Below are 19,149 nucleotides of genomic sequence, written 5' to 3'. Positions count from 1 at the left end.
ATACGCCCATCATCGAGGCTCTACAAGGTTCGACAAAGGCACCAGACCTGGACAGTCGCCGCACCATTGCGTAAAAGCAACTGCGCAATCTCTGCGACGGTACTTCCGGTGGTAACGACATCATCCACTATCACCATATGGCGACCTTGCACCGGCAATTCAAGGCGAAAGGCATTTTTCAGGTTGCGTTTGCGCAGCCGGGCGCTAAGAAAATGCTGGGTCGCAGTGGCCCGTGTACGTGTGACGGCTTCGCTATCCCATTGGCAGTGCAACCAGCGTGATAACGGCTGACACAGCAAATCGCTCTGATTAAATCCCCGACGCCAGTGACGCCGCTGCCATAACGGCACGCTGATGATGCGGTCCGGCAATTGCAAACCGGTGGCGCGACGAGCGTGTAAGACTTCCAATAGTAACAGACGTGACAGGGCGCTGGCGATTTCGCTACGCCGGGAAAACTTAAGCTGGTGGATGAGCGGACTTAACGGCGGTGCATAGTCGGCAACCGTGACCAGTCTTTGCCACGGCGGTGGTTTTTGCAGGCAGCGACCACAGGGAAGATGGGAGTGTGTTGCGGGTAATCCACATTGTGGGCATAACGTTTTATCTGTACGGGTGGCGCGAGAGCATACCGAACAAATCCCCCAATGACCTAACGCCAGGGGCATTCGGCATAGCCAGCATAATCCCGGTACTGTTAGCATATGTTCATCCTTGTAAGTAAAAAGAGAACAATAGCGGATGAATAACATCTGGTGGCAGACCAAAGGTCAGGGGAATGTTCATCTTGTGCTGCTGCACGGATGGGGACTGAATGCCGAAGTGTGGCGTTGCATTGATGAGGAACTTAGCTCGCATTTTACGCTGCATCTCGTTGATCTGCCCGGCTTCGGGCGCAGCCAGGGATTTGGTGCGATGTCACTTGCTGATATGGCTGAAGTCGTGCTGCGACAAGCGCCGGACAAAGCTATCTGGTTAGGCTGGAGTTTGGGCGGACTGGTGGCAAGCCAGATTGCGTTAACCCATCCCGAGCGGGTTCAGGCGCTGGTCACCGTGGCGTCGTCGCCATGTTTTAGTGCTCGTGACGATTGGCCGGGGATCAAACCGGACGTGCTGGCAGGTTTCCAGCAGCAACTCAGTGACGATTTTCAGCGCACGGTAGAACGGTTCCTTGCGTTACAAACCATGGGTACAGAAACGGCACGCCAGGATGCGCGAGCGCTGAAGAAAACCGTTCTGGCGCTGCCGATGCCGAAGGTTGACGTGCTCAATGGTGGGCTGGAAATACTGAAAACGGTCGATCTCCGCCAGCCGCTGCAAAACGTGTCCATGCCGTTTTTGCGATTGTATGGCTATCTCGATGGTCTGGTGCCGCGCAAAGTAGTGCCGATGCTGGATAAACTCTGGCCACACAGCGAGTCGTACATCTTCGCCAAAGCGGCCCATGCGCCGTTTATTTCGCATCCGGACGAGTTCTGTCACCTGCTGGTGGCGTTGAAGCAGAGGGTGTAGACAGCTGTTGAAATGGCGAGACAGAACTTTACTGGCTCGCCGCAGCCAACTCTTCTTCTGACAGCCCGGTAAAGCGCATGATGTCTGCAAGAGGGACTCCGGATTACAGCATTCTTTTGGCGATATCCAGGGCTTCCAGGCGTCGACCCAATAAATAACCAATCAGGTAACTAATAAGATATTCTCTTTCTGCATCCGTCATTAAAACCATCCTTAACGTTATTGATGATTTATTTCAGCAAGGTCTTCAACCGTCAGGCTGGTAAATCGCAGAACGTCCTCAAGAGAGACTCCGGCATCCAACATGGTTTTGGCAATATTTAGGGCGTTGGTACGTATACCTTTCTGAAACCCTTCTTGCCGCAATCTTTCCGCAATAGTCATTAAACTCTCCTTGTGTTTCGGTGAACGTTCGGCCACACCATCGATAAAATCATTAAAACGTACTGCATCGCCAGTTTGCAGTATGTAATTAAACAGCCCTTTGATTTGTCTGTCATTAGCGTATCCACTACTTAATAAGCAGGCCATTTGCTCTACCAGCCCCATCAGGTCGCGTTGACGTATATGTTTTTGGATTAACTCCAGCAGCGCCATACGTCGGTGCTGCATGATTTCATCATCAGGCATGACAGTGACATCAATCAGCGGGAATGCAGAGGCATAAAGCTGTCTGGCCAGTTTGGGATCGGCGAAACAATCCAGCCAACACAGTGAATAGGGATATGGGCTTTCAATGCCGTGGTAAAACAACAATGGCACCACCATCGGCAACGTTTTGTATCCGGCATCCAGGTGATTTTGCATTGCGGCAATGGCGTAACGCATCATGCGAAATGCGATCAGTTTGTTTGAGGTGCTTTGATGTTCAATCAGACAATAGATATATCCCGGTCCTTGTTCCGTTTTCACCGACCACAGCACGTCGGAATAGCTTTCACGCAGATCGTCATCAATAAAGCTGCTCGACTCCAGCTTGAGGGTTTTCATATCACAGAGCGCGTGAATAGGTGCCGGTAAATGGAACGCAAGAAAATCGCGCGCCGTCTCCGGTTGGCGTAAAAAGAGTTTGAACAGCGCATCGTGTGGGGTGGAACTCTGCTTTTTGCTCATGGCGTTCCTTCACCTGTTGTTTGAATGCCGCGACTCTACGCGCCACTCCACACCTGTGCATTAGCGAGTTTTCATCTCTGCGAGACGCTTTCAGAGGAACTTACGTTGTACTGCAAGAGTTGCATTATTATGGAAAGCCGCACGCAAAAAAGCCCGGTTGCAAACGCATACCGGGCTTTCAAAACAGGCAGTAAAACAAGGTTAACGTAACGCCCACCACTCACGCAGACAGGCTTTGCCTTCCGGGCAGCTTTTACAACTGCCAGAGAGGCAGCCGTCAGGTTCTTCCTGAATTCGCACGGCTTTGCCCATACTTTCCAGCTGTTGCAGCATGGCGTTAATCATGGGTTGCGGAGTGTTCAATGTCTGGCTTATCTGGGCCGTTTCCATACGGCCCCGTAATGCCAGCAAATCACGCACCTGAATGAGCGAAGCCATTGCTGTATCCTTAGTGGCAATCGCCAGTGGTGCTGGCTGCACAGCAACTGCTTACCGATTTGCGTGTTGCCAGCAGTTCGATATCGACCCGGCTACGCGCGCGACGCAGTAGACCGATAACCACGATGTTAAACAGGATAACCGCCAGAATGCATACCAGGCTGTAGGTTGGATGCTGGCTGTAGCTGGCGACCTGGTAGAACAATGTTGCCAACGAGTAAGCGATATTTAGCCCCCACAGGATGGAGAAGCCCATCCAGCCACGGCTGGATTCACGCGCGATAGCGCCCATCACCGAGATACACGGTACATACAGCAGAACGAAAATCAGGTAGCTGTAAGCAGCTGCTGCGCTTCCAAATTTCTGATCCATCACGCCCATCGCTCCGGTACCCATTTCGCCGTCGCCTTTGCTCGCTTCAATGGGGTTCATCAGTACGCTAAGACTGAAGGTGTCTTTCAGGCTCTGCCAGGTTTCATCTACCGCGCTGAATAGCTCTTCACCGAGGTTAAATTCCGCCGGATTGAACTCTTCGTCCTGAATATTTTCTGCGGTGTAGAGGGTGTTGAGCGTACCCACCACCACTTCTTTCGCCATTGCGCCTGTAAACAGGCCAACCGTTGCCTGCCAGTTATCTTCATGTACGCCAATCGGCTTGAAGACCGGGGTGATCACCCGGCTGACGGAAGCCAGCGCCGAGTCGTTGATGTTATCGACGATTTTCCCGCTCAGAGAGAAGCTGTTGAAAGCGCTCAGGAAAATGCTGACGATGATAATCACTTTACCAGCACGCAGAACGAAGCCTTTCAGACGCTGCCAGGTCTGGATAATCAGGCTTTTAACGTGTGGTACATGGTAGACTGGTAGCTCCATGACAAACGGCGTCGCTTCACCGCGCATGATGGTGTACTTGAGCATCAGGCCAGTCAGCACCGCCATCACAATACCCAGCATATACAGCGAGAAGACCGCCAGTGCGCCGTTCTGTCCGAAGAAGGCGGCCGCAAATACTGCGAAGATGGCCAGACGTGCGCCGCAGGACATAAACGGTGCCATCATAATGGTCATCAGGCGTTCACGCGGCGCATCAAGCGTACGCGCACCCATTACCGACGGTACGTTACAACCGAACCCGACGATCAACGGTACAAAGGATTTCCCCGGCAAGCCCAGCGCCTGCATCAGGCGGTCCATCACAAACGCCGCACGCGCCATATACCCGGAGTCCTCAAGGAAGGAGAGGAACAGGTACATCATACCGATCTGCGGCACCAGTGGTAGAACGGTGTTAATACCGCCCCCCAGGCCTTGTGCGAGGAAGATAGTCAGCCAGTCCGGGAAGTGGAGTGTGTAGCCAATCCACTGAATACCATGCACAAACAGTGCTACAGAGCCGACATCAAACAGTGGCTGTAACGCCCCGCCGATGTTGATAGCCAACAGGAACATCAGGTACATCACAAAGAGGAAAATCGGCAGACCGAGGAAACGGTTGAGCACGATTTTATCTACCGCAGTGGTGAAACGGCTGGGTTCTGCCGTCAGGGTGTTGCTTACCACATCACAGATGGCAGCAATGCACTGGTAACGCGCATCGGCAATGTGCAGCGCCGGATCGTCCATCTCATTACGCAGACGGGCGAGGGCGGCATCAAGATGCTGCGACGCTTCACCGGCGTAGGCGCGGCTGTAGATATCGCCTTCCAGCATTTGCAGGCCCAGCCAGCGACGTTGTTTCAGCGGGATGTCGGAAGGCATCACTTTTGCCAGTGAATCTGCTTCGTTGAGAAGCGGCTGTGCGTAATGCACCAGTTCCACATTCTCGTTAGCTTTATAGCGATCAATCGCCAGCTTGAGCGCTTCAATACCGCGACCACGAGTTGAAACCAGCGGGATCACCGGGCAGCCAAGACGCGCCGACAGAGCATCAATTTCAATGCGAATATTTTGCTTCTCGGCAATGTCTAGCATGTTCAGCGCCACGATGCAGGGAATGCCGAGTTCCAGCAGTTGTAGCGTCAGGTACAGGTTACGCTCAAGGTTAGACGCATCCACCACGTTAATCAGCAGGTCAGCGTCGCCACTCAAAATGTAGTGACAGGCGATTTGCTCATCGAGCGAGGTCTGCGATGAGATGGTGGTCAGAGAATAGGTGCCGGGGAGGTCCACCAGCGTGACCTGATGATCGGTGGTGGAGAATTGCCCTTCTTTACGTTCGACGGTAACGCCAGCCCAGTTACCTACACGCTGACGTGCGCCAGTGAGCTGGTTAAATAAGGTTGTCTTGCCAGAATTTGGATTACCAATTAAGCCAATGGTTAATTTTTTCATTGTTGTTATCACCGTATTAACAGGAAACCGCTTCCACTTCTAATAAGGCCAGATCTTTTTTGCGTAATACCAGGCTCACACGACGGGTTTCGATATGAATGGGGTCGCCAAGTGGAGCGACGCGCACCACATTAAAAGAGGAGCCAGGTAACATGCCAAGAGAAAGCAGTTTTTGGCGATATGCCGGGCTGATTTCACGGGAAAAGCCAGTGATTTTCCACGCAGTATCTGGAGTGTATTGCATAGGTGCCTACTTGTTTCTCATTAACTGGATAACTACCTCATGGGGCGTTTGACAGCGACATGAGACCAGATGATTTGCCAATGAAGGAGAGATTAAATAATCAACAACACAATGATAATGAGAATGGTTTCTATCAGCAATACTTAAAATGTGTGCGAATGTTGGTTTAGATAATAATCTGCGTGAATGTTGATGTGGCTCAAGGTTATATCGCAGCGAAAATATAATTTGAATGGCGAATTATCAGGGCGGGTTAATGTTTAATTAAGGTTTCAGTTGTTAATGAAGTGATAAATATTGACGAAATATAGTGTGAGTTTCGTTGTGGAATAAAAATGCCGGAGATATTCTCCGGCATTTTTATGTCAGGCATGGCGTTTATTGCCAGATGCGGCGTGAACGCCTGATCTGGCCTACGATCTTGTGCAAATTCGAACCGTAGGCCAATCAGGAGGTTTAACGTTTTTTGCCCATTGCCGCCGCCAGCGCATCCATCATCGCGCTGTTACCGGCAGGCTGCGCTTCACGACCGCGTGGTTTGGCTGCCGGGCGGTTGTTTTGCGGACGTTCATTACCGCCGCCGCGACGGGCGTTGGTTTCGCCAGGCTGCTCGTCCAGACGCATAGTCAGGGCGATACGTTTACGCTGAAGATCCACTTCCAGCACTTTCACCTTCACAATGTCGCCCGCTTTCACCACGGTATGCGGATCTTCCACAAACTTGTTCGACAATGAAGAGATGTGAACCAGGCCGTCCTGATGCACGCCAATATCGACAAACGCGCCAAAGTTGGTGACGTTGGTCACCGCACCTTCGAGGATCATACCCGGTTGCAGGTCGTTCATTGTCTCGACGCCATCGGCAAACTGGGCGGTTTTAAATTCCGGACGCGGATCGCGACCTGGTTTTTCCAGCTCTTTGATGATGTCGGTTACCGTCGGCACACCGAATTTCTCATCAGTAAAGTCAGACGCTTTCAGGTTACGCAGTTCGCTGCTGTTACCCATCAGATCTTTCAGTGCCTGCTGTGTTGCTGCCAGAATGCGTTCCACCACCGGATAGGCTTCCGGGTGAACAGTAGAGGCGTCCAGCGGGTTGTCACCGTGGTTAATGCGCAAGAAGCCTGCGCACTGCTCGAAGGCTTTTGGCCCCAGGCGGCTGACTTTTAACAGTTGCTGACGGTTCTGGAACTGGCCGTTCTCATCGCGCCAGGCCACAATGTTTTGCGCCATCATGCGCGTCAGGCCAGCCACGCGAGTTAACAGCGGAACAGAAGCGGTATTGAGATCGACGCCAACGGCGTTTACGCAGTCTTCTACTACTGCATCCAGTTTGCGGGCCAGTTGCGTCTGGCTGACGTCATGCTGATATTGACCTACGCCGATAGATTTCGGATCGATTTTCACCAGCTCCGCCAGCGGATCCTGCAAACGACGGGCGATAGACACCGCGCCACGCAGCGAAACATCGAGATCCGGGAACTCCTGCGCCGCCAGTTCGGAAGCCGAGTAAACCGACGCGCCTGCTTCGCTGACGATCACTTTCTGTGCGGTCACTTTCGGAAACTGCTTCTGAACGTCGAGATAGAAACGCTCAGTTTCGCGGGAAGCCGTACCGTTACCGATTGCCACCAGTTCAACGTTATGTTTTTCACACAAGGCAGCAACGGTCATCGCTGCTTTTGCGGCTTGTCCGGTGTGCGGGTAAATGGTGTCGGTCGCCACCAGTTTACCCGTCGCATCGACTACCGCCACTTTTACCCCAGTACGCAGACCCGGATCGAGGCCCATCGTTGCACGCAGTCCGGCAGGGGCCGCCATCAGAAGATCGTGTAGGTTACGGGCAAAGACGTTGATTGCTTCATCTTCCGCGCGTTCACGCACTGTGCCCATCAGTTCGGTTTCCAGATGCATCAGCACCTTGATGCGCCACGTCCAGCTCACCACGCCTTTGCGCCAGCTATCCGCCGGGGCATTGTTCAGGCGCAGGCCAAGGTGATCCATGATGATTTGCTCGCAATAGCTCTCTTTTGGCGGCTCATCGAACTGCGGATCGGCATTCAGCGAAAGTTGGAGTACGCCTTCGTTACGCCCACGGAACATCGCCAGCGCGCGGTGAGAAGGCACCGTTGACAGCGGTTCGTGATGATCGAAATAGTCGCGGAATTTCGCCCCTTCCTCTTCTTTACCGTTCACCACCGTAGAAACCAAATGCGCGTTCTTCCACAGATAATCACGCACTTTCGCCAGCAGCGCGGCATCTTCGGCAAACCGTTCCATCAGGATATAGCGCGCGCCGTCCAGCGCGGCTTTGGTATCTGCTACGCCTTTATCGGCATCAACATATTGTGCAGCGGCGACTTCTGGCGTGTGCGACGGATCGTTCCACAGTAGGTCGGCCAACGGCTCAAGCCCTGCTTCAATGGCGATTTGCCCGCGGGTGCGGCGTTTAGGTTTGTAGGGCAGGTAGAGGTCTTCGAGTTCGGTTTTGCTTAAGGTGGCGTTGATAGCATTCGCCAGCTCGTCGGTCAGTTTGCCTTGCTCGGAAATGGACTTGAGGATTGCCTGACGTCTCTCTTCCAGCTCGCGCAAATAGCTCAGACGCGTTTCCAGATTACGCAGCTGCGTGTCATCCAGACCGCCGGTGATTTCCTTACGATAACGTGCGATAAACGGCACGGTATTCCCTTCGTCAAGCAGGCGAACGGCAGCGTCAACCTGTTCCGGGCGCGCCTGAATTTCACCCGCAATAATGCGGCAGAACGAATCATTCATCATGGTTTGAGTTCATCTTTTCGGATCAAAAATCAGGGGATAGTTATACGGACTGGCTGACAAAAATGCCAGCCATCGGCAGGAGGTTAAGACTCTTCCTTACGGTTTCACGTACTCGATAGCATTAACATACCAGCTCGCTTCCCCGGCAGGGGTATTGACCACTGCCAGATCGCCCACCTCTTTTTTCAGCAATGCGCGGGCCATCGGGGAATCGATAGAGATGTAATCTTTACGGCCAAAAATTTCATCGTAGCCGACAATACGGAAACGGTGAGTCACGCCATCGTCGTTTTCAATCTCCACCCACGCGCCAAAAAAGACTTTGCCTTCCTGCTGCGGGGAGTAATCGACGATTTTGAGATTTTCCATGCATTTAGTGAGATAGCGCACGCGACGGTCGATTTCACGCAGGCGCTTTTTATTATACTGATAGTCAGCATTTTCGCTGCGGTCGCCCAGACTTGCGGCCCAGGTCACTTTCTTTGTGACCTCCGGGCGTTCTTCACGCCAGAGATAATTTAGCTCTTGTTTGAGTTTTTCATACCCTTCCCGGGTAACCAGGGGCGTTTTCATCTCGTTGATTCCCTTTGTCTGTTTGATAATGCGCACATTGGGTATAACGTGATCATATCAACAGAATCAATAATGTTTCGCCGAATAAATTGTATACTTAAGCTGCTGTTTAATATGCTTTGTAACAATTTAGGCTGAAATTCATACCAGATTTAGCTGGTGACGAACGTAAGCTTTTTTAAGAATACACGCTTACAAATTGTTGCGAACCTTTGGGAGTACAAAGAATGCAAGAGAACTACAAGATTCTGGTGGTCGATGACGACATGCGCCTGCGTGCGCTGCTGGAACGTTATCTCACCGAACAAGGCTTCCAGGTTCGAAGCGTCGCTAATGCAGAACAGATGGATCGCCTGCTGACTCGTGAATCTTTCCATCTTATGGTACTGGATTTGATGTTACCTGGTGAAGATGGCTTGTCGATTTGCCGACGTCTTCGTAGCCAGAGCAACCCGATGCCGATCATTATGGTGACGGCGAAAGGGGAAGAAGTGGACCGTATCGTTGGTCTGGAGATTGGCGCTGACGACTACATTCCAAAACCGTTTAACCCGCGTGAACTGCTGGCCCGCATTCGTGCGGTGCTGCGTCGTCAGGCGAACGAACTGCCGGGTGCGCCGTCACAGGAAGAGGCGGTAATTGCTTTCGGTAAGTTCAAACTCAACCTCGGGACGCGTGAAATGTTCCGTGAAGATGAGCCAATGCCGCTCACCAGCGGTGAGTTTGCGGTACTGAAGGCGCTGGTTAGCCATCCGCGTGAGCCGCTCTCCCGCGATAAGCTGATGAACCTTGCCCGTGGTCGTGAATACTCCGCAATGGAACGTTCCATCGACGTGCAGATCTCGCGTCTGCGCCGCATGGTGGAAGAAGATCCGGCGCATCCGCGTTACATTCAGACCGTTTGGGGTCTGGGCTACGTTTTCGTGCCGGACGGTTCTAAAGCATGAGGCGATTGCGCTTCTCGCCACGAAGTTCATTTGCCCGTACGTTATTGCTCATCGTCACCTTGCTGTTCGTCAGCCTGGTGACGACTTATCTGGTGGTGCTGAACTTCGCGATTTTGCCGAGCCTCCAGCAGTTTAATAAAGTCCTCGCGTACGAAGTGCGTATGTTGATGACCGACAAACTGCAACTGGAGGACGGCACGCAGTTGGTTGTGCCTCCCGCTTTCCGTCGGGAGATCTACCGTGAGCTGGGGATCTCTCTCTATTCCAACGAAGCTGCCGAAGAGGCAGGGCTGCGTTGGGCGCAACACTATGAATTCTTAAGCCATCAGATGGCGCAACAACTGGGCGGCCCGACGGAAGTACGCGTTGAGGTCAACAAAAGTTCGCCTGTTGTCTGGCTGAAAACCTGGCTGTCGCCCAATATCTGGGTACGCGTGCCGCTGACCGAAATTCATCAGGGCGATTTCTCCCCGCTGTTCCGCTATACGTTGGCGATTATGCTATTGGCGATAGGTGGGGCGTGGCTATTTATTCGTATCCAGAACCGACCGTTGGTCGATCTCGAACACGCTGCCTTGCAGGTGGGTAAGGGGATTATTCCGCCGCCGCTGCGTGAGTATGGCGCTTCGGAGGTGCGTTCGGTTACCCGCGCCTTTAACCATATGGCGGCTGGTGTTAAGCAACTGGCGGATGACCGCACGCTGCTGATGGCAGGGGTAAGCCACGACTTGCGCACGCCGCTGACACGTATTCGTCTGGCGACCGAGATGATGAGCGAGCAGGATGGCTACCTGGCAGAATCGATCAATAAAGATATCGAAGAGTGCAATGCCATCATTGAACAGTTTATCGACTACCTGCGCACCGGGCAGGAGATGCCGATGGAAATGGCGGATCTCAACGCAGTGCTCGGTGAGGTGATTGCTGCCGAAAGTGGCTATGAGCGGGAAATTGAAACCGCGCTTTACCCCGGCAGCATTGAAGTGAAAATGCACCCGCTGTCGATCAAACGTGCAGTGGCGAATATGGTGGTGAACGCTGCTCGTTACGGCAATGGCTGGATCAAAGTCAGCAGCGGCACGGAGCCGAATCGCGCCTGGTTCCAGGTAGAAGACGACGGTCCGGGAATTGCGCCGGAACAGCGTAAGCACTTGTTCCAGCCGTTTGTCCGCGGCGACAGTGCGCGCACCATTAGCGGCACGGGATTAGGCCTGGCAATTGTGCAGCGTATCGTGGATAACCATAACGGGATGCTGGAGCTTGGCACCAGCGAGCGGGGCGGGCTTTCCATTCGCGCCTGGCTGCCTGTGCCGGTAACGCGGGCGCAGGGCACGACAAAAGAAGGGTAAATAAAACGGGAGGCGAAGGTGCCTCCTGTTTTATTTTGTGCACTCAGTATCTACTGAATGAATACGGTTTCAGACATCGGCACCATACGAAGTAAAGTGTACTGTAAGCTGATTGCAGGCTAGCGTATCCTGATTAGTAAAAGCACACTAAAGGAATAGCTTGATGCAACTTACCAACGAAGAACAAGTACAGATTGCTCGTATAAAAGAAAAAATCCCACGCATTGCCGCACTGGATCCTGAATGTAAGTTATTCGGTTCTGAAGGTTGGAAATATCAATGGCCGAAGCCTGCCAGCGAGGCGGAAATAGCTTCCTGGGAGAAAAAACATAGCGTCACTTTGCCACGGGAATATCGAATTTTTCTTCGCTATATCGCTAATGGCGGTCCGGCACATGCCTACGGTCTTGAATCTTTAGGCGGTACAGATATTTATGGCGATATAACAAAAGAAAGCCCTGTACCGCTTTATATGACGCAGCAGGATGTTGATGTGTTGAATGCTGGCCGTACAGAAGATGATGAAGAATATAGTTTTTTTGACGGCGCATTGACAATTCTCACCCTGGGATGTACTTATGATATTTGCCTGGTGGTGACGGGGCAGTATCGCGGAAGGTTAATGCTGACTGATGGTGATGAAGATTATCCGTTTGATTTTATATATGATAAAAATTTCCTCAACTGGTATGAACGCTGGCTGGACGATTTTATTGCTGGCATGAGTATGAAGGGTTTCGATAGGAGTTTGCCAGGAACGCAAATTCAACTGCGTGAGTGGTTTTTAACTGAGAAAATCCCGGATTTACGTAGATCCATTTTATTCTCGCTATGCCGTTTTCCACAGATAGAACCCGAAACTTTTGCCCTTTGGGAACATGTTTGCCGCACAGAGAATGATAAAGAATTGTGTGAAGAGGCATTCATAAGATTACGCCAAAAAAAAGTTTCTTGTGCTGCAGATATTTTTCGACTCTATTTTACAATGCCAGATGAATTACGTGATATTGCTATTAAAGATCTCCGTTTTGCCTGTAGAGATAGTGTGGTGAATATTGAGGATTATATTCATTCACTGTTAATAATAATGCCTGAACTTGACGATGACACTCTATCCTCAGCTGTCTTTGCTATACGAGAAACAGAGTATAATAAATATGATACTTTTCTGCCGCTTCTCGAACGTATCACTGATGACCGTCAGCAAACATTATTGTGGGCGATGAGTAAGGCGCCTGATTTCAATGAAAGCCGAGGATTCATTGAGTTGGTATTACCGCTTTTTGCATCATCAAAGATGGAGAATGTAAGGAAGGCTATTTTGTTGCTCATTGAAGTTAAAGATAATCGTATTCCACCATTGGTTGATGAAGCTGCAACTCGTTTCCCTGAACTGACCATTTTACGAGAAAACTACTATCTCAGGACGTGGGGACATAAGCCATAAATTAATGGTTCAGAAATGATCTAACGCGGAGAAAAATATGATCAGGGAACATATTCAGCAAGCGATAAATAATAGGTTAGCCTTTGATGGCCCATTCAATGTTGTTCCTGAACCTGCAAGCACTGCGTTTGATAGCCGGATCCCGACATTGAAAAACGGTGTCTGGCAGAAGGCCAGCCCTATGTTGCAGGCGCGTTTTGCACATTGTGGACGTTGGTTAAGCGCTACACATGGAAGCTGGCTAAGTATAAGTGACATGGAAACGCTTTGGCAGGAACACATAGAAGATACGTTTCTTGATGAAATCAAAATGAATGCTGTAGCTTCAAGTGATAATTGGGATAACCATGCCTTGGGACTATTTCGTTCTCATCGCCTGTCACTTTTTGCCGGTAGTGATTACAGTTATGAAATGGTTTTTCTCCTTTGGCTAGATAGTACCGTTGAGCCAGAGGTCTGGGTTTATGACTGCAATGGGGAATCACGTTATAAAGATCTTAATGATTACCTGAATGCATATATTAATGATGACGTAAGCGCCTGTGAGCGCTCCTGGCGAGTAGAATGAATAGCCCCCCTTGCCCCTTTGATCCACAAACCGCACATTACCTCGGCACAGTGCAAATCCACTACACCCAAACCGCCTTCAACGCTGCCGTTAAGCATTATACCTGTTACATTAAAAAGCGTTTTAAAGGGTTTAAATGGGGAATTCGAACCGCTGGCTTATTGGCTATACTGCCCATGATCCCACAATGGTTGAAACCTTCTCATGACTTTAAACTCAACGCAATCAGTACGTTAATTCTTCTATTAATGTTGCCACTCCTCTTATCAATGTTCCTGTTAATCAGCAGAAGAATTAACGATTTTAAGTCAAAAACAAAGCAAGTTACTTTTACGAAACCCGTGCGTTATGCGTTTTATTTCGAGGGGATTGTTTTTTATGAATCTCATCAGCAGGGCATACTTCGCTGGGAAGATTTTTATAGCATTGAGTATGAAGAAGATTATTTGTGGCTTTTTCTGCATTTACCGAAGAGTTGTCCCAGAGAAGCGACGAAAGCGTTTTGCGATATTTTCATTCCCACCAGTGCGATAAAAGCGCAGCCTGAACTGGATACGTTTTTTCGTGAAACACGCCACTCGCTGGATTATCTGTTTGTCCCGTTTAATTCTGACAGAAAATAAAAAATCCCCCGTATCTGGTGAAACGGGGGATTTCGTCGCTTAACTTATCGGATTACAGTTTTGGACCAGCCGCTACCAGCGCGGCACCCGCAGGGGTGTCGGTGTATTTATCGAAGTTGTCGATAAACAGTTTCGCCAGCGTTTCAGCTTTTTCCTGCCACTGTTCCGGAGAAGCGTAGGTGTTACGCGGATCGAGGATCTTAGTGTCTACGCCCGGCAGTTCAGTCGGGATCGCCAGGTTAAACATCGGCAGAGTGAAGGTTTCTGCGTTATCCAGCGAACCGTTGAGGATAGCGTCGATAATGGCGCGGGTATCTTTAATGGAGATACGTTTGCCAGTACCGTTCCAGCCAGTGTTAACCAGATATGCCTGCGCCCCCGCCGCTTGCATACGTTTCACCAGCACTTCTGCGTACTGAGTTGGGTGAAGAGACAGGAACGCCGCGCCGAAGCAAGCGGAGAAGGTTGGCGTCGGTTCGGTGATGCCACGTTCAGTACCGGCCAGTTTGGCGGTGAAGCCAGAGAGGAAGTGGTACTGAGTTTGATCGGCAGTCAGGCGAGAAACCGGTGGCAGCACACCAAAGGCGTCTGCGGTCAGGAAGATAACTTTAGTTGCGTGGCCCGCTTTGGAAACCGGTTTAACGATGTTATCGATGTGATAGATCGGATAAGAAACGCGGGTGTTCTCGGTTTTTGAACCATCGTCAAAATCGATAGTGCCATCTTCACGTACGGTGACGTTTTCCAGCAGCGCATCGCGACGGATAGCGTTGTAGATTTCAGGTTCCGCTTCTTTCGACAGCTTGATGGTTTTCGCGTAGCAGCCGCCTTCGAAGTTAAACACGCCGTCGTCATCCCAGCCATGCTCGTCATCGCCAATCAGGCGACGTTTCGGGTCGGTGGAAAGGGTGGTTTTACCGGTGCCGGAAAGACCAAAGAACACCGCAACATCGCCTTTCTCGCCAACGTTGGCGGAGCAGTGCATAGAAGCGATACCTTTCAGCGGCAGCAGGTAGTTCATCATTGAGAACATCCCTTTCTTCATTTCGCCGCCGTACCAGGTGCCACCAATCAGCTGCATGCGCTCGGTCAGGTTAAACGCCACGAAGTTTTCGGAGTTCAGACCCTGTTCTTTCCACTGCGGGTTAGTGCACTTCGCACCGTTCATAACGATAAAGTCTGGTTTGAAACCTGCCAGCTCTTCATCGCTCGGGCGAATAAACATGTTTTTGACAAAATGCGCCTGCCAGGCCACTTCGGTGATGAAACGGACGGAAAGACGCGTGTCTGGGTTCGCACCACAGAAAGCGTCGACAACGAACAGACGTTTGCCGGAAAGCTGTTTGGTCACCAGGCCCTTCAGATGCTGCCAGGTTTCCGGAGAGAGAGGTTTGTTGTCGTTCTTACCTTTGCCTTTATCAGCCCACCAGAAGGTATCGCGAGTGGTATCGTCACGGACGATATACTTATCTTTTGGTGAGCGACCGGTGAATATACCGGTATCGACGGCAACGGCACCCAGATTAGTTAACACCCCGCGCTCATAACCTGTCAGGCTCGGATCGAGCTCTTCCTGATACAGCAGGTCGTAGCTTGGGTTGTAAACGATATCATGTACGTCACTGATACCATAAGCCTCGAGTTCTTGCGGGGTCAAACCATTGTTAACGCGCATTTCACTGCTCCTTAGCCAATATGTATTGCCTGAATAGTAAAGTCTTTTTGGGGGTGTTAACCGCGACAAGGCTCATAGATTTACGTATCTGGAGAAATTCATATTTGACAAAAAACTCCGTGATTCCTGTCACGAAACGGTTGCTATTATCGCAGAAATAGCATTTTAGGTGTGGAAAATGTTCTTAAAAGGTTAAATCTTGGTTTATATGGCGGGAATATTGTGAGTGGAATCGCATTCCTGAATGAAATTGATGTAAATTCAATCAGTAAAGTATCGATTCACCACGCTAACTTTTTTTGATTATTTTCTGAAAAAAGCAAAATACTACGGCCCGGATGCGATAATTAACCCACTTTTTGATTCTGGATAACTAACATGGATAACGTTGAACTTTCACCCGCAACACGCTGGGGGATGATTGCTACCGGATTACTTCAGGGTCTGGTTTGCTACCTACTGATCGCCTGGCTTGCCGGAAAAAATCTCAGTTGGATTGTTTATGGCGTGCCTGCGACCGTCGCGTTTTCATCCGTTTTACTCTTCTCCGTGATCTCCTTTAAACAGAAGCGCCTTTGGGGATGGCTGGCGCTGGTGTTTATTGCCACGCTGGGAATGAGCGGCTGGCTGAAGTGGCAAACTGATGGCATGAACCCCTGGAGAGCTGAAAAGGCGCTTTGGGATTTTGGTTGCTATCTGCTGCTGATGGCAATGTTGTTGCTACCGTGGATACAACAAAGCCTTCGCATCCGCAATGACAGTAGCCGCTATCGCTATTTTTACCAGTCAGTATGGCATAACGTACTTATATTAATGGTGATTTTTCTCGCCAATGGCCTGACGTGGCTGGTACTTTTACTGTGGGGCGAGTTGTTTAAACTTGTTGGCATCACGTTTTTCAAAACGCTCTTTTTTGCAACCGACTGGTTTATTTATCTCACGTTAGGTCTGGTTACCGCACTGGCGGTGATCCTCGCGCGTACACAGTCACGTTTAATCGACTCTATTCAAAAGTTGTTCACGTTAATCGCCACGGGGTTGCTGCCGTTAGTATCATTGCTAACCCTGATGTTTATCATCACCCTGCCGTTTACGGGCCTGAGCGCGATTTCTCGCCACATCTCCGCCGCCGGGTTGCTGTTGACGCTGGCCTTTTTGCAATTGATTTTAATGGCTATTGTCCGCGATCCGCAAAAAGCGTCACTTCCCTGGACGGGGCCGTTGCGTTGCCTGATTAAAACCGCTCTGCTGGCTGCTCCGCTGTATGTGTTCGTCGCCGCCTGGGCGTTATGGCTGCGGGTCGCTCAGTACGGCTGGACTGTCGACCGCTTGCAGGGCACGCTGGCGGTGCTGGTGTTACTGGTATGGTCGCTGGGGTATTTTGTCAGTATCGTCTGGCGTAAAGGGCAAACCCTTCTTGTTCTTCAGGGCAAAGTGAACCTTGCGGTTTCGTTATTGGTGTTGGTAATACTGGTGCTTCTTAATTCGCCGGTGCTGGATAGTATGCGCATTAGTGTGAACAGTCATATGGCACGTTATCAGAGCGGCAAGAACACGCCAGATCAGGTAAGTCTCTACATGCTCGAACAGAACGGTCGCTATGGACGTGCGGCGCTTGAGTCGCTGAAAAGCGATGCCGAGTATATGAAAGACCCGAAACGCGCACGGGATCTGCTGATGACGTTAGATGGAGAGCAACATCTTCAGGAACAGGTATCGGAAAAAGTATTAGCCGAAAATGTGTTAATTGCCCCAGGCTCTGGCAAACCGGATACGGCATTCTGGTCGGCCTTAATCCAGGATCGCTATAACGTGATGACCTGTATTGAAAAAGACGCCTGCGTACTGGTCGAGCAAGATCTGAATAGTGATGGTCAGGCGGAGCGGATCCTGTTTGCTTTTAATGATGACAGAGTCATTGTCTATGGCTTTGACCCGGCCAGAAAAGAATGGGACGCGCTTGATATGAGTTTACTTCCGAACGAAATAACGAAAGAAAAATTACTCACAGCTGCGAAGGATGGAAAGCTGGGGACGAGGCCGAAAGCGTGGCGCGATCTGACGGTAGATGGTGAAACGCTGGAAATAAACTTAAGCAAATGACAATGCTTTTATCGGATACGATGCTGTATCTTACCAACAATAACTTGTGAATTATTGCGTAGGCCTGGTAAGCGCAGCGCATCAGGCCATTACGTCGTAAAATCCGGCAGAGCACTCTCTGCCGGACATACTCATTAATGAACTTGCGGATCTGCCGGAGACGCGTTGTTGCGGATTTCAGCAATATCCATCGCATTGAACAGATAGTGGTTACCGCAGTAATCACAATGCATGTCAATTTCGCCTTCTTCCGCCAGAATGCTATCGACTTCTTCATCCGGCAGCGTTTTTAGCGCGTCGGCGCAACGTTCACGCGAACAGGTGCATTTGAACTCCACATCCTGCGGATCGTAAACCGTCACCTCTTCTTCGTGATACAAACGCCACAACACTTCGTTTGCCGGTAAGGTCAGCAGTTCTTCGGTTTTGATGGTTTCGGTTAGCGTTGCCAGGTGGTCAAAGTCGTCCTGCTGGGCATTTTGCGCAGGCATTACCTGCAACAACATACCGCCTGCAGCCGGTTTGCCGTCTACGTCGCCGGTGCGAATAAACAGGCGCGTCGGCAGCTGTTCAGAACGCATAAAGTAATCTTCCAGGCAGGCCGCCAGGGTATCACCTTCCAGACCAACCACGCCCTGATAGCGTTCACCTTCGCTCGGGGTGATGGTGATCACCACGTAACCATTGCCGACCAGCGTTTTCAGGTCGGCATTTTCCGGAATTTCGCCCTGTACGCGCGCGACGCCACGCATCTGCTGTTTGTTGTTTCCGTTGATGACCGCCAGACTCATCGGGCCGTCGCCTTGCAGCTGTACGGTGATATCACCATCAAACTTCAGCGTAGCGGTTAACAGGCTGGTCGCAACCAGCAGTTCTGCCAGCACGTTTTTAACGGGCTGCGGATAATCGTGATTCTCAAGGATCTGTTGCAGGGTTTCCGAAACGGTTACCAGTTCGCCGCGTACGGCAAAGTTTTCAAACAGATAGCGATGTAATTGGTCATGTTGCGGCATAATCATCTCTCTTGCAGGTGACAGTTATTCACTGTCGCCGTGTTTAAATCGTAACAGGTCGCGGCGCTCTTTTTTGTCTGGGCGTCGGTCCGGGTGCGGCATGGTTAAGGCATTAAGTTTACGTGCCAGCGCCATTTTTTCGCGTTTCTCTACACTTTCTGCAGTCTCTTCATACAGCAAGACTGCCTCGCTGGCGGGGCGACGCTGTTCAGTAATCGCCTTTACAATCACCGTTCGTTCGTCATTTCCCTGGCGCAGAGTGAGCGTGGCATTCAGCTCGACGATTTTGCTTGGCTTGCTGCGCTGCCCGTTGTAGTGCACCTTACCGCCTTCGATCATTTCGCGGGCCAGCGCGCGGGTTTTATAAAAACGGGCGGCCCATAGCCATTTATCCAGTCGAACCTCAACAGCAGGTTTTTCTTTCATGGCGTCTC

Annotated in this window: 17 protein-coding genes; 7 read left to right on the top strand and 10 right to left on the bottom strand. The window is 50.8% G+C overall.

Annotated features, from left to right (window positions below; translation table 11 throughout):
- Positions 1-20: 20 nt before the first annotated feature.
- The gene (gene gntX / locus FQZ95_RS08255) at positions 21-704 is read right to left on the bottom strand and encodes a DNA utilization protein GntX (RefSeq protein WP_160530071.1); all 684 of its coding nucleotides are present in this window, start codon (positions 702-704) and stop codon (positions 21-23) included.
- Positions 705-741: 37 nt separating this feature from the next.
- On the opposite strand from gntX, the gene bioH reads away from it, so the two are divergent.
- Positions 742-1,512 carry a pimeloyl-ACP methyl ester esterase BioH gene (bioH, locus tag FQZ95_RS08250; protein ID WP_032185313.1) on the top strand — a complete coding sequence of 257 codons (771 nt, stop codon included), beginning with the start codon at positions 742-744 and terminating at the stop codon, positions 1,510-1,512.
- Between the two features lie 219 nt (positions 1,513-1,731).
- Here bioH and rpnA read toward each other — a convergent pair whose 3' ends face one another.
- The 6 genes from rpnA to greB all read right to left on the bottom strand — a co-directional run bounded on the left by rpnA (position 1,732) and on the right by greB (position 8,990).
- Positions 1,732-2,625 carry a recombination-promoting nuclease RpnA gene (gene rpnA, locus FQZ95_RS08245; RefSeq protein ID WP_032303926.1) on the bottom strand — a complete coding sequence of 298 codons (894 nt, stop codon included), beginning with the start codon at positions 2,623-2,625 and terminating at the stop codon, positions 1,732-1,734.
- Between the two features lie 201 nt (positions 2,626-2,826).
- Positions 2,827-3,063 carry a [Fe-S]-dependent transcriptional repressor FeoC gene (gene feoC / locus FQZ95_RS08240; protein ID WP_160530070.1) on the bottom strand — a complete coding sequence of 79 codons (237 nt, stop codon included), beginning with the start codon at positions 3,061-3,063 and terminating at the stop codon, positions 2,827-2,829.
- Positions 3,064-3,073: 10 nt separating this feature from the next.
- Positions 3,074-5,395, bottom strand: coding sequence for a Fe(2+) transporter permease subunit FeoB (gene feoB / locus FQZ95_RS08235; RefSeq protein WP_000737014.1), 2,322 nt, complete (start codon positions 5,393-5,395; stop codon positions 3,074-3,076).
- Between the two features lie 16 nt (positions 5,396-5,411).
- Positions 5,412-5,639, bottom strand: a complete 228-nt coding sequence (feoA, locus tag FQZ95_RS08230; RefSeq protein ID WP_001200455.1) for a ferrous iron transporter A — start codon at positions 5,637-5,639, stop codon at positions 5,412-5,414.
- A gap of 456 nt (positions 5,640-6,095) precedes the next feature.
- Entirely contained in the window at positions 6,096-8,417 is a 2,322-nt protein-coding gene (locus FQZ95_RS08225; protein ID WP_000980750.1) for a Tex family protein, read from the bottom strand.
- A 96-nt stretch (positions 8,418-8,513) separates the two neighbouring features.
- Complete coding sequence (greB, locus tag FQZ95_RS08220) at positions 8,514-8,990, bottom strand: transcription elongation factor GreB (protein ID WP_000856744.1); 477 nt, start codon at positions 8,988-8,990, stop codon at positions 8,514-8,516.
- Between the two features lie 227 nt (positions 8,991-9,217).
- On the opposite strand from greB, the gene ompR reads away from it, so the two are divergent.
- From ompR to FQZ95_RS08195, 5 genes are all read left to right on the top strand, one after another.
- On the top strand, positions 9,218-9,937 hold the full coding sequence (gene ompR / locus FQZ95_RS08215; protein ID WP_001157751.1) for an osmolarity response regulator transcription factor OmpR: 720 nt from the start codon (positions 9,218-9,220) through the stop codon (positions 9,935-9,937).
- A complete protein-coding gene (gene envZ, locus FQZ95_RS08210) occupies positions 9,934-11,286 on the top strand; it encodes a two-component system sensor histidine kinase EnvZ (RefSeq protein ID WP_001253709.1) in 1,353 nt (450 codons plus the stop codon). Before ompR ends, envZ begins: the two co-directional genes overlap by 4 nt.
- Positions 11,287-11,449: 163 nt before the next feature.
- Positions 11,450-12,733 (top strand): SMI1/KNR4 family protein, encoded by a 1,284-nt coding sequence (locus tag FQZ95_RS08205; protein ID WP_160530069.1) that lies wholly within the window; start codon positions 11,450-11,452, stop codon positions 12,731-12,733.
- Positions 12,734-12,770: 37 nt separating this feature from the next.
- On the top strand, positions 12,771-13,301 hold the full coding sequence (locus FQZ95_RS08200) for a hypothetical protein (protein WP_000617565.1): 531 nt from the start codon (positions 12,771-12,773) through the stop codon (positions 13,299-13,301).
- Positions 13,298-13,924: a hypothetical protein gene (locus FQZ95_RS08195; protein ID WP_032303923.1), complete on the top strand. Its 627-nt coding sequence runs from the start codon at positions 13,298-13,300 to the stop codon at positions 13,922-13,924. Before FQZ95_RS08200 ends, FQZ95_RS08195 begins: the two co-directional genes overlap by 4 nt.
- 52 nt (positions 13,925-13,976) lie before the next feature.
- Here the strand turns inward: FQZ95_RS08195 and pckA are convergent, their stop codons facing one another.
- A complete protein-coding gene (pckA, locus tag FQZ95_RS08190) occupies positions 13,977-15,599 on the bottom strand; it encodes a phosphoenolpyruvate carboxykinase (ATP) (protein WP_001298201.1) in 1,623 nt (540 codons plus the stop codon).
- Between the two features lie 378 nt (positions 15,600-15,977).
- On the opposite strand from pckA, the gene FQZ95_RS08185 reads away from it, so the two are divergent.
- Positions 15,978-17,702, top strand: coding sequence for a DUF4153 domain-containing protein (locus FQZ95_RS08185; RefSeq protein WP_160530068.1), 1,725 nt, complete (start codon positions 15,978-15,980; stop codon positions 17,700-17,702).
- Positions 17,703-17,836: 134 nt separating this feature from the next.
- Here FQZ95_RS08185 and hslO read toward each other — a convergent pair whose 3' ends face one another.
- Both hslO and hslR read right to left on the bottom strand, forming a co-directional pair.
- Positions 17,837-18,715 carry an Hsp33 family molecular chaperone HslO gene (gene hslO / locus FQZ95_RS08180; protein ID WP_024218688.1) on the bottom strand — a complete coding sequence of 293 codons (879 nt, stop codon included), beginning with the start codon at positions 18,713-18,715 and terminating at the stop codon, positions 17,837-17,839.
- Positions 18,716-18,739: 24 nt separating this feature from the next.
- Complete coding sequence (hslR, locus tag FQZ95_RS08175; RefSeq protein WP_000660487.1) at positions 18,740-19,141, bottom strand: ribosome-associated heat shock protein Hsp15; 402 nt, start codon at positions 19,139-19,141, stop codon at positions 18,740-18,742.
- Positions 19,142-19,149: the final 8 nt, after the last annotated feature.

The sequence above is a fragment of the Escherichia sp. HH41S genome, from assembly GCF_009820115.1.
GTDB lineage: Bacteria > Pseudomonadota > Gammaproteobacteria > Enterobacterales > Enterobacteriaceae > Escherichia > Escherichia coli_F.
Note: the sequence above shows the minus strand (reverse complement) of the source record. Positions and strands in the feature narration are given on the sequence as shown.

What these genes read in the sequence shown, in the direction of transcription:
- gntX (WP_160530071.1), bottom strand. Translation starts at nt 704, where the DNA reads ATGCTAACAGTACCGGGATTATGCTGGCTATGCCGAATGCCCCTGGCG.
- bioH (WP_032185313.1), top strand. Translation starts at nt 742, where the DNA reads ATGAATAACATCTGGTGGCAGACCAAAGGTCAGGGGAATGTTCATCTT.
- rpnA (WP_032303926.1), bottom strand. Translation starts at nt 2,625, where the DNA reads ATGAGCAAAAAGCAGAGTTCCACCCCACACGATGCGCTGTTCAAACTC.
- feoC (WP_160530070.1), bottom strand. Translation starts at nt 3,063, where the DNA reads ATGGCTTCGCTCATTCAGGTGCGTGATTTGCTGGCATTACGGGGCCGT.
- feoB (WP_000737014.1), bottom strand. Translation starts at nt 5,395, where the DNA reads ATGAAAAAATTAACCATTGGCTTAATTGGTAATCCAAATTCTGGCAAG.
- feoA (WP_001200455.1), bottom strand. Translation starts at nt 5,639, where the DNA reads ATGCAATACACTCCAGATACTGCGTGGAAAATCACTGGCTTTTCCCGT.
- FQZ95_RS08225 (WP_000980750.1), bottom strand. Translation starts at nt 8,417, where the DNA reads ATGATGAATGATTCGTTCTGCCGCATTATTGCGGGTGAAATTCAGGCG.
- greB (WP_000856744.1), bottom strand. Translation starts at nt 8,990, where the DNA reads ATGAAAACGCCCCTGGTTACCCGGGAAGGGTATGAAAAACTCAAACAA.
- ompR (WP_001157751.1), top strand. Translation starts at nt 9,218, where the DNA reads ATGCAAGAGAACTACAAGATTCTGGTGGTCGATGACGACATGCGCCTG.
- envZ (WP_001253709.1), top strand. Translation starts at nt 9,934, where the DNA reads ATGAGGCGATTGCGCTTCTCGCCACGAAGTTCATTTGCCCGTACGTTA.
- FQZ95_RS08205 (WP_160530069.1), top strand. Translation starts at nt 11,450, where the DNA reads ATGCAACTTACCAACGAAGAACAAGTACAGATTGCTCGTATAAAAGAA.
- FQZ95_RS08200 (WP_000617565.1), top strand. Translation starts at nt 12,771, where the DNA reads ATGATCAGGGAACATATTCAGCAAGCGATAAATAATAGGTTAGCCTTT.
- FQZ95_RS08195 (WP_032303923.1), top strand. Translation starts at nt 13,298, where the DNA reads ATGAATAGCCCCCCTTGCCCCTTTGATCCACAAACCGCACATTACCTC.
- pckA (WP_001298201.1), bottom strand. Translation starts at nt 15,599, where the DNA reads ATGCGCGTTAACAATGGTTTGACCCCGCAAGAACTCGAGGCTTATGGT.
- FQZ95_RS08185 (WP_160530068.1), top strand. Translation starts at nt 15,978, where the DNA reads ATGGATAACGTTGAACTTTCACCCGCAACACGCTGGGGGATGATTGCT.
- hslO (WP_024218688.1), bottom strand. Translation starts at nt 18,715, where the DNA reads ATGCCGCAACATGACCAATTACATCGCTATCTGTTTGAAAACTTTGCC.
- hslR (WP_000660487.1), bottom strand. Translation starts at nt 19,141, where the DNA reads ATGAAAGAAAAACCTGCTGTTGAGGTTCGACTGGATAAATGGCTATGG.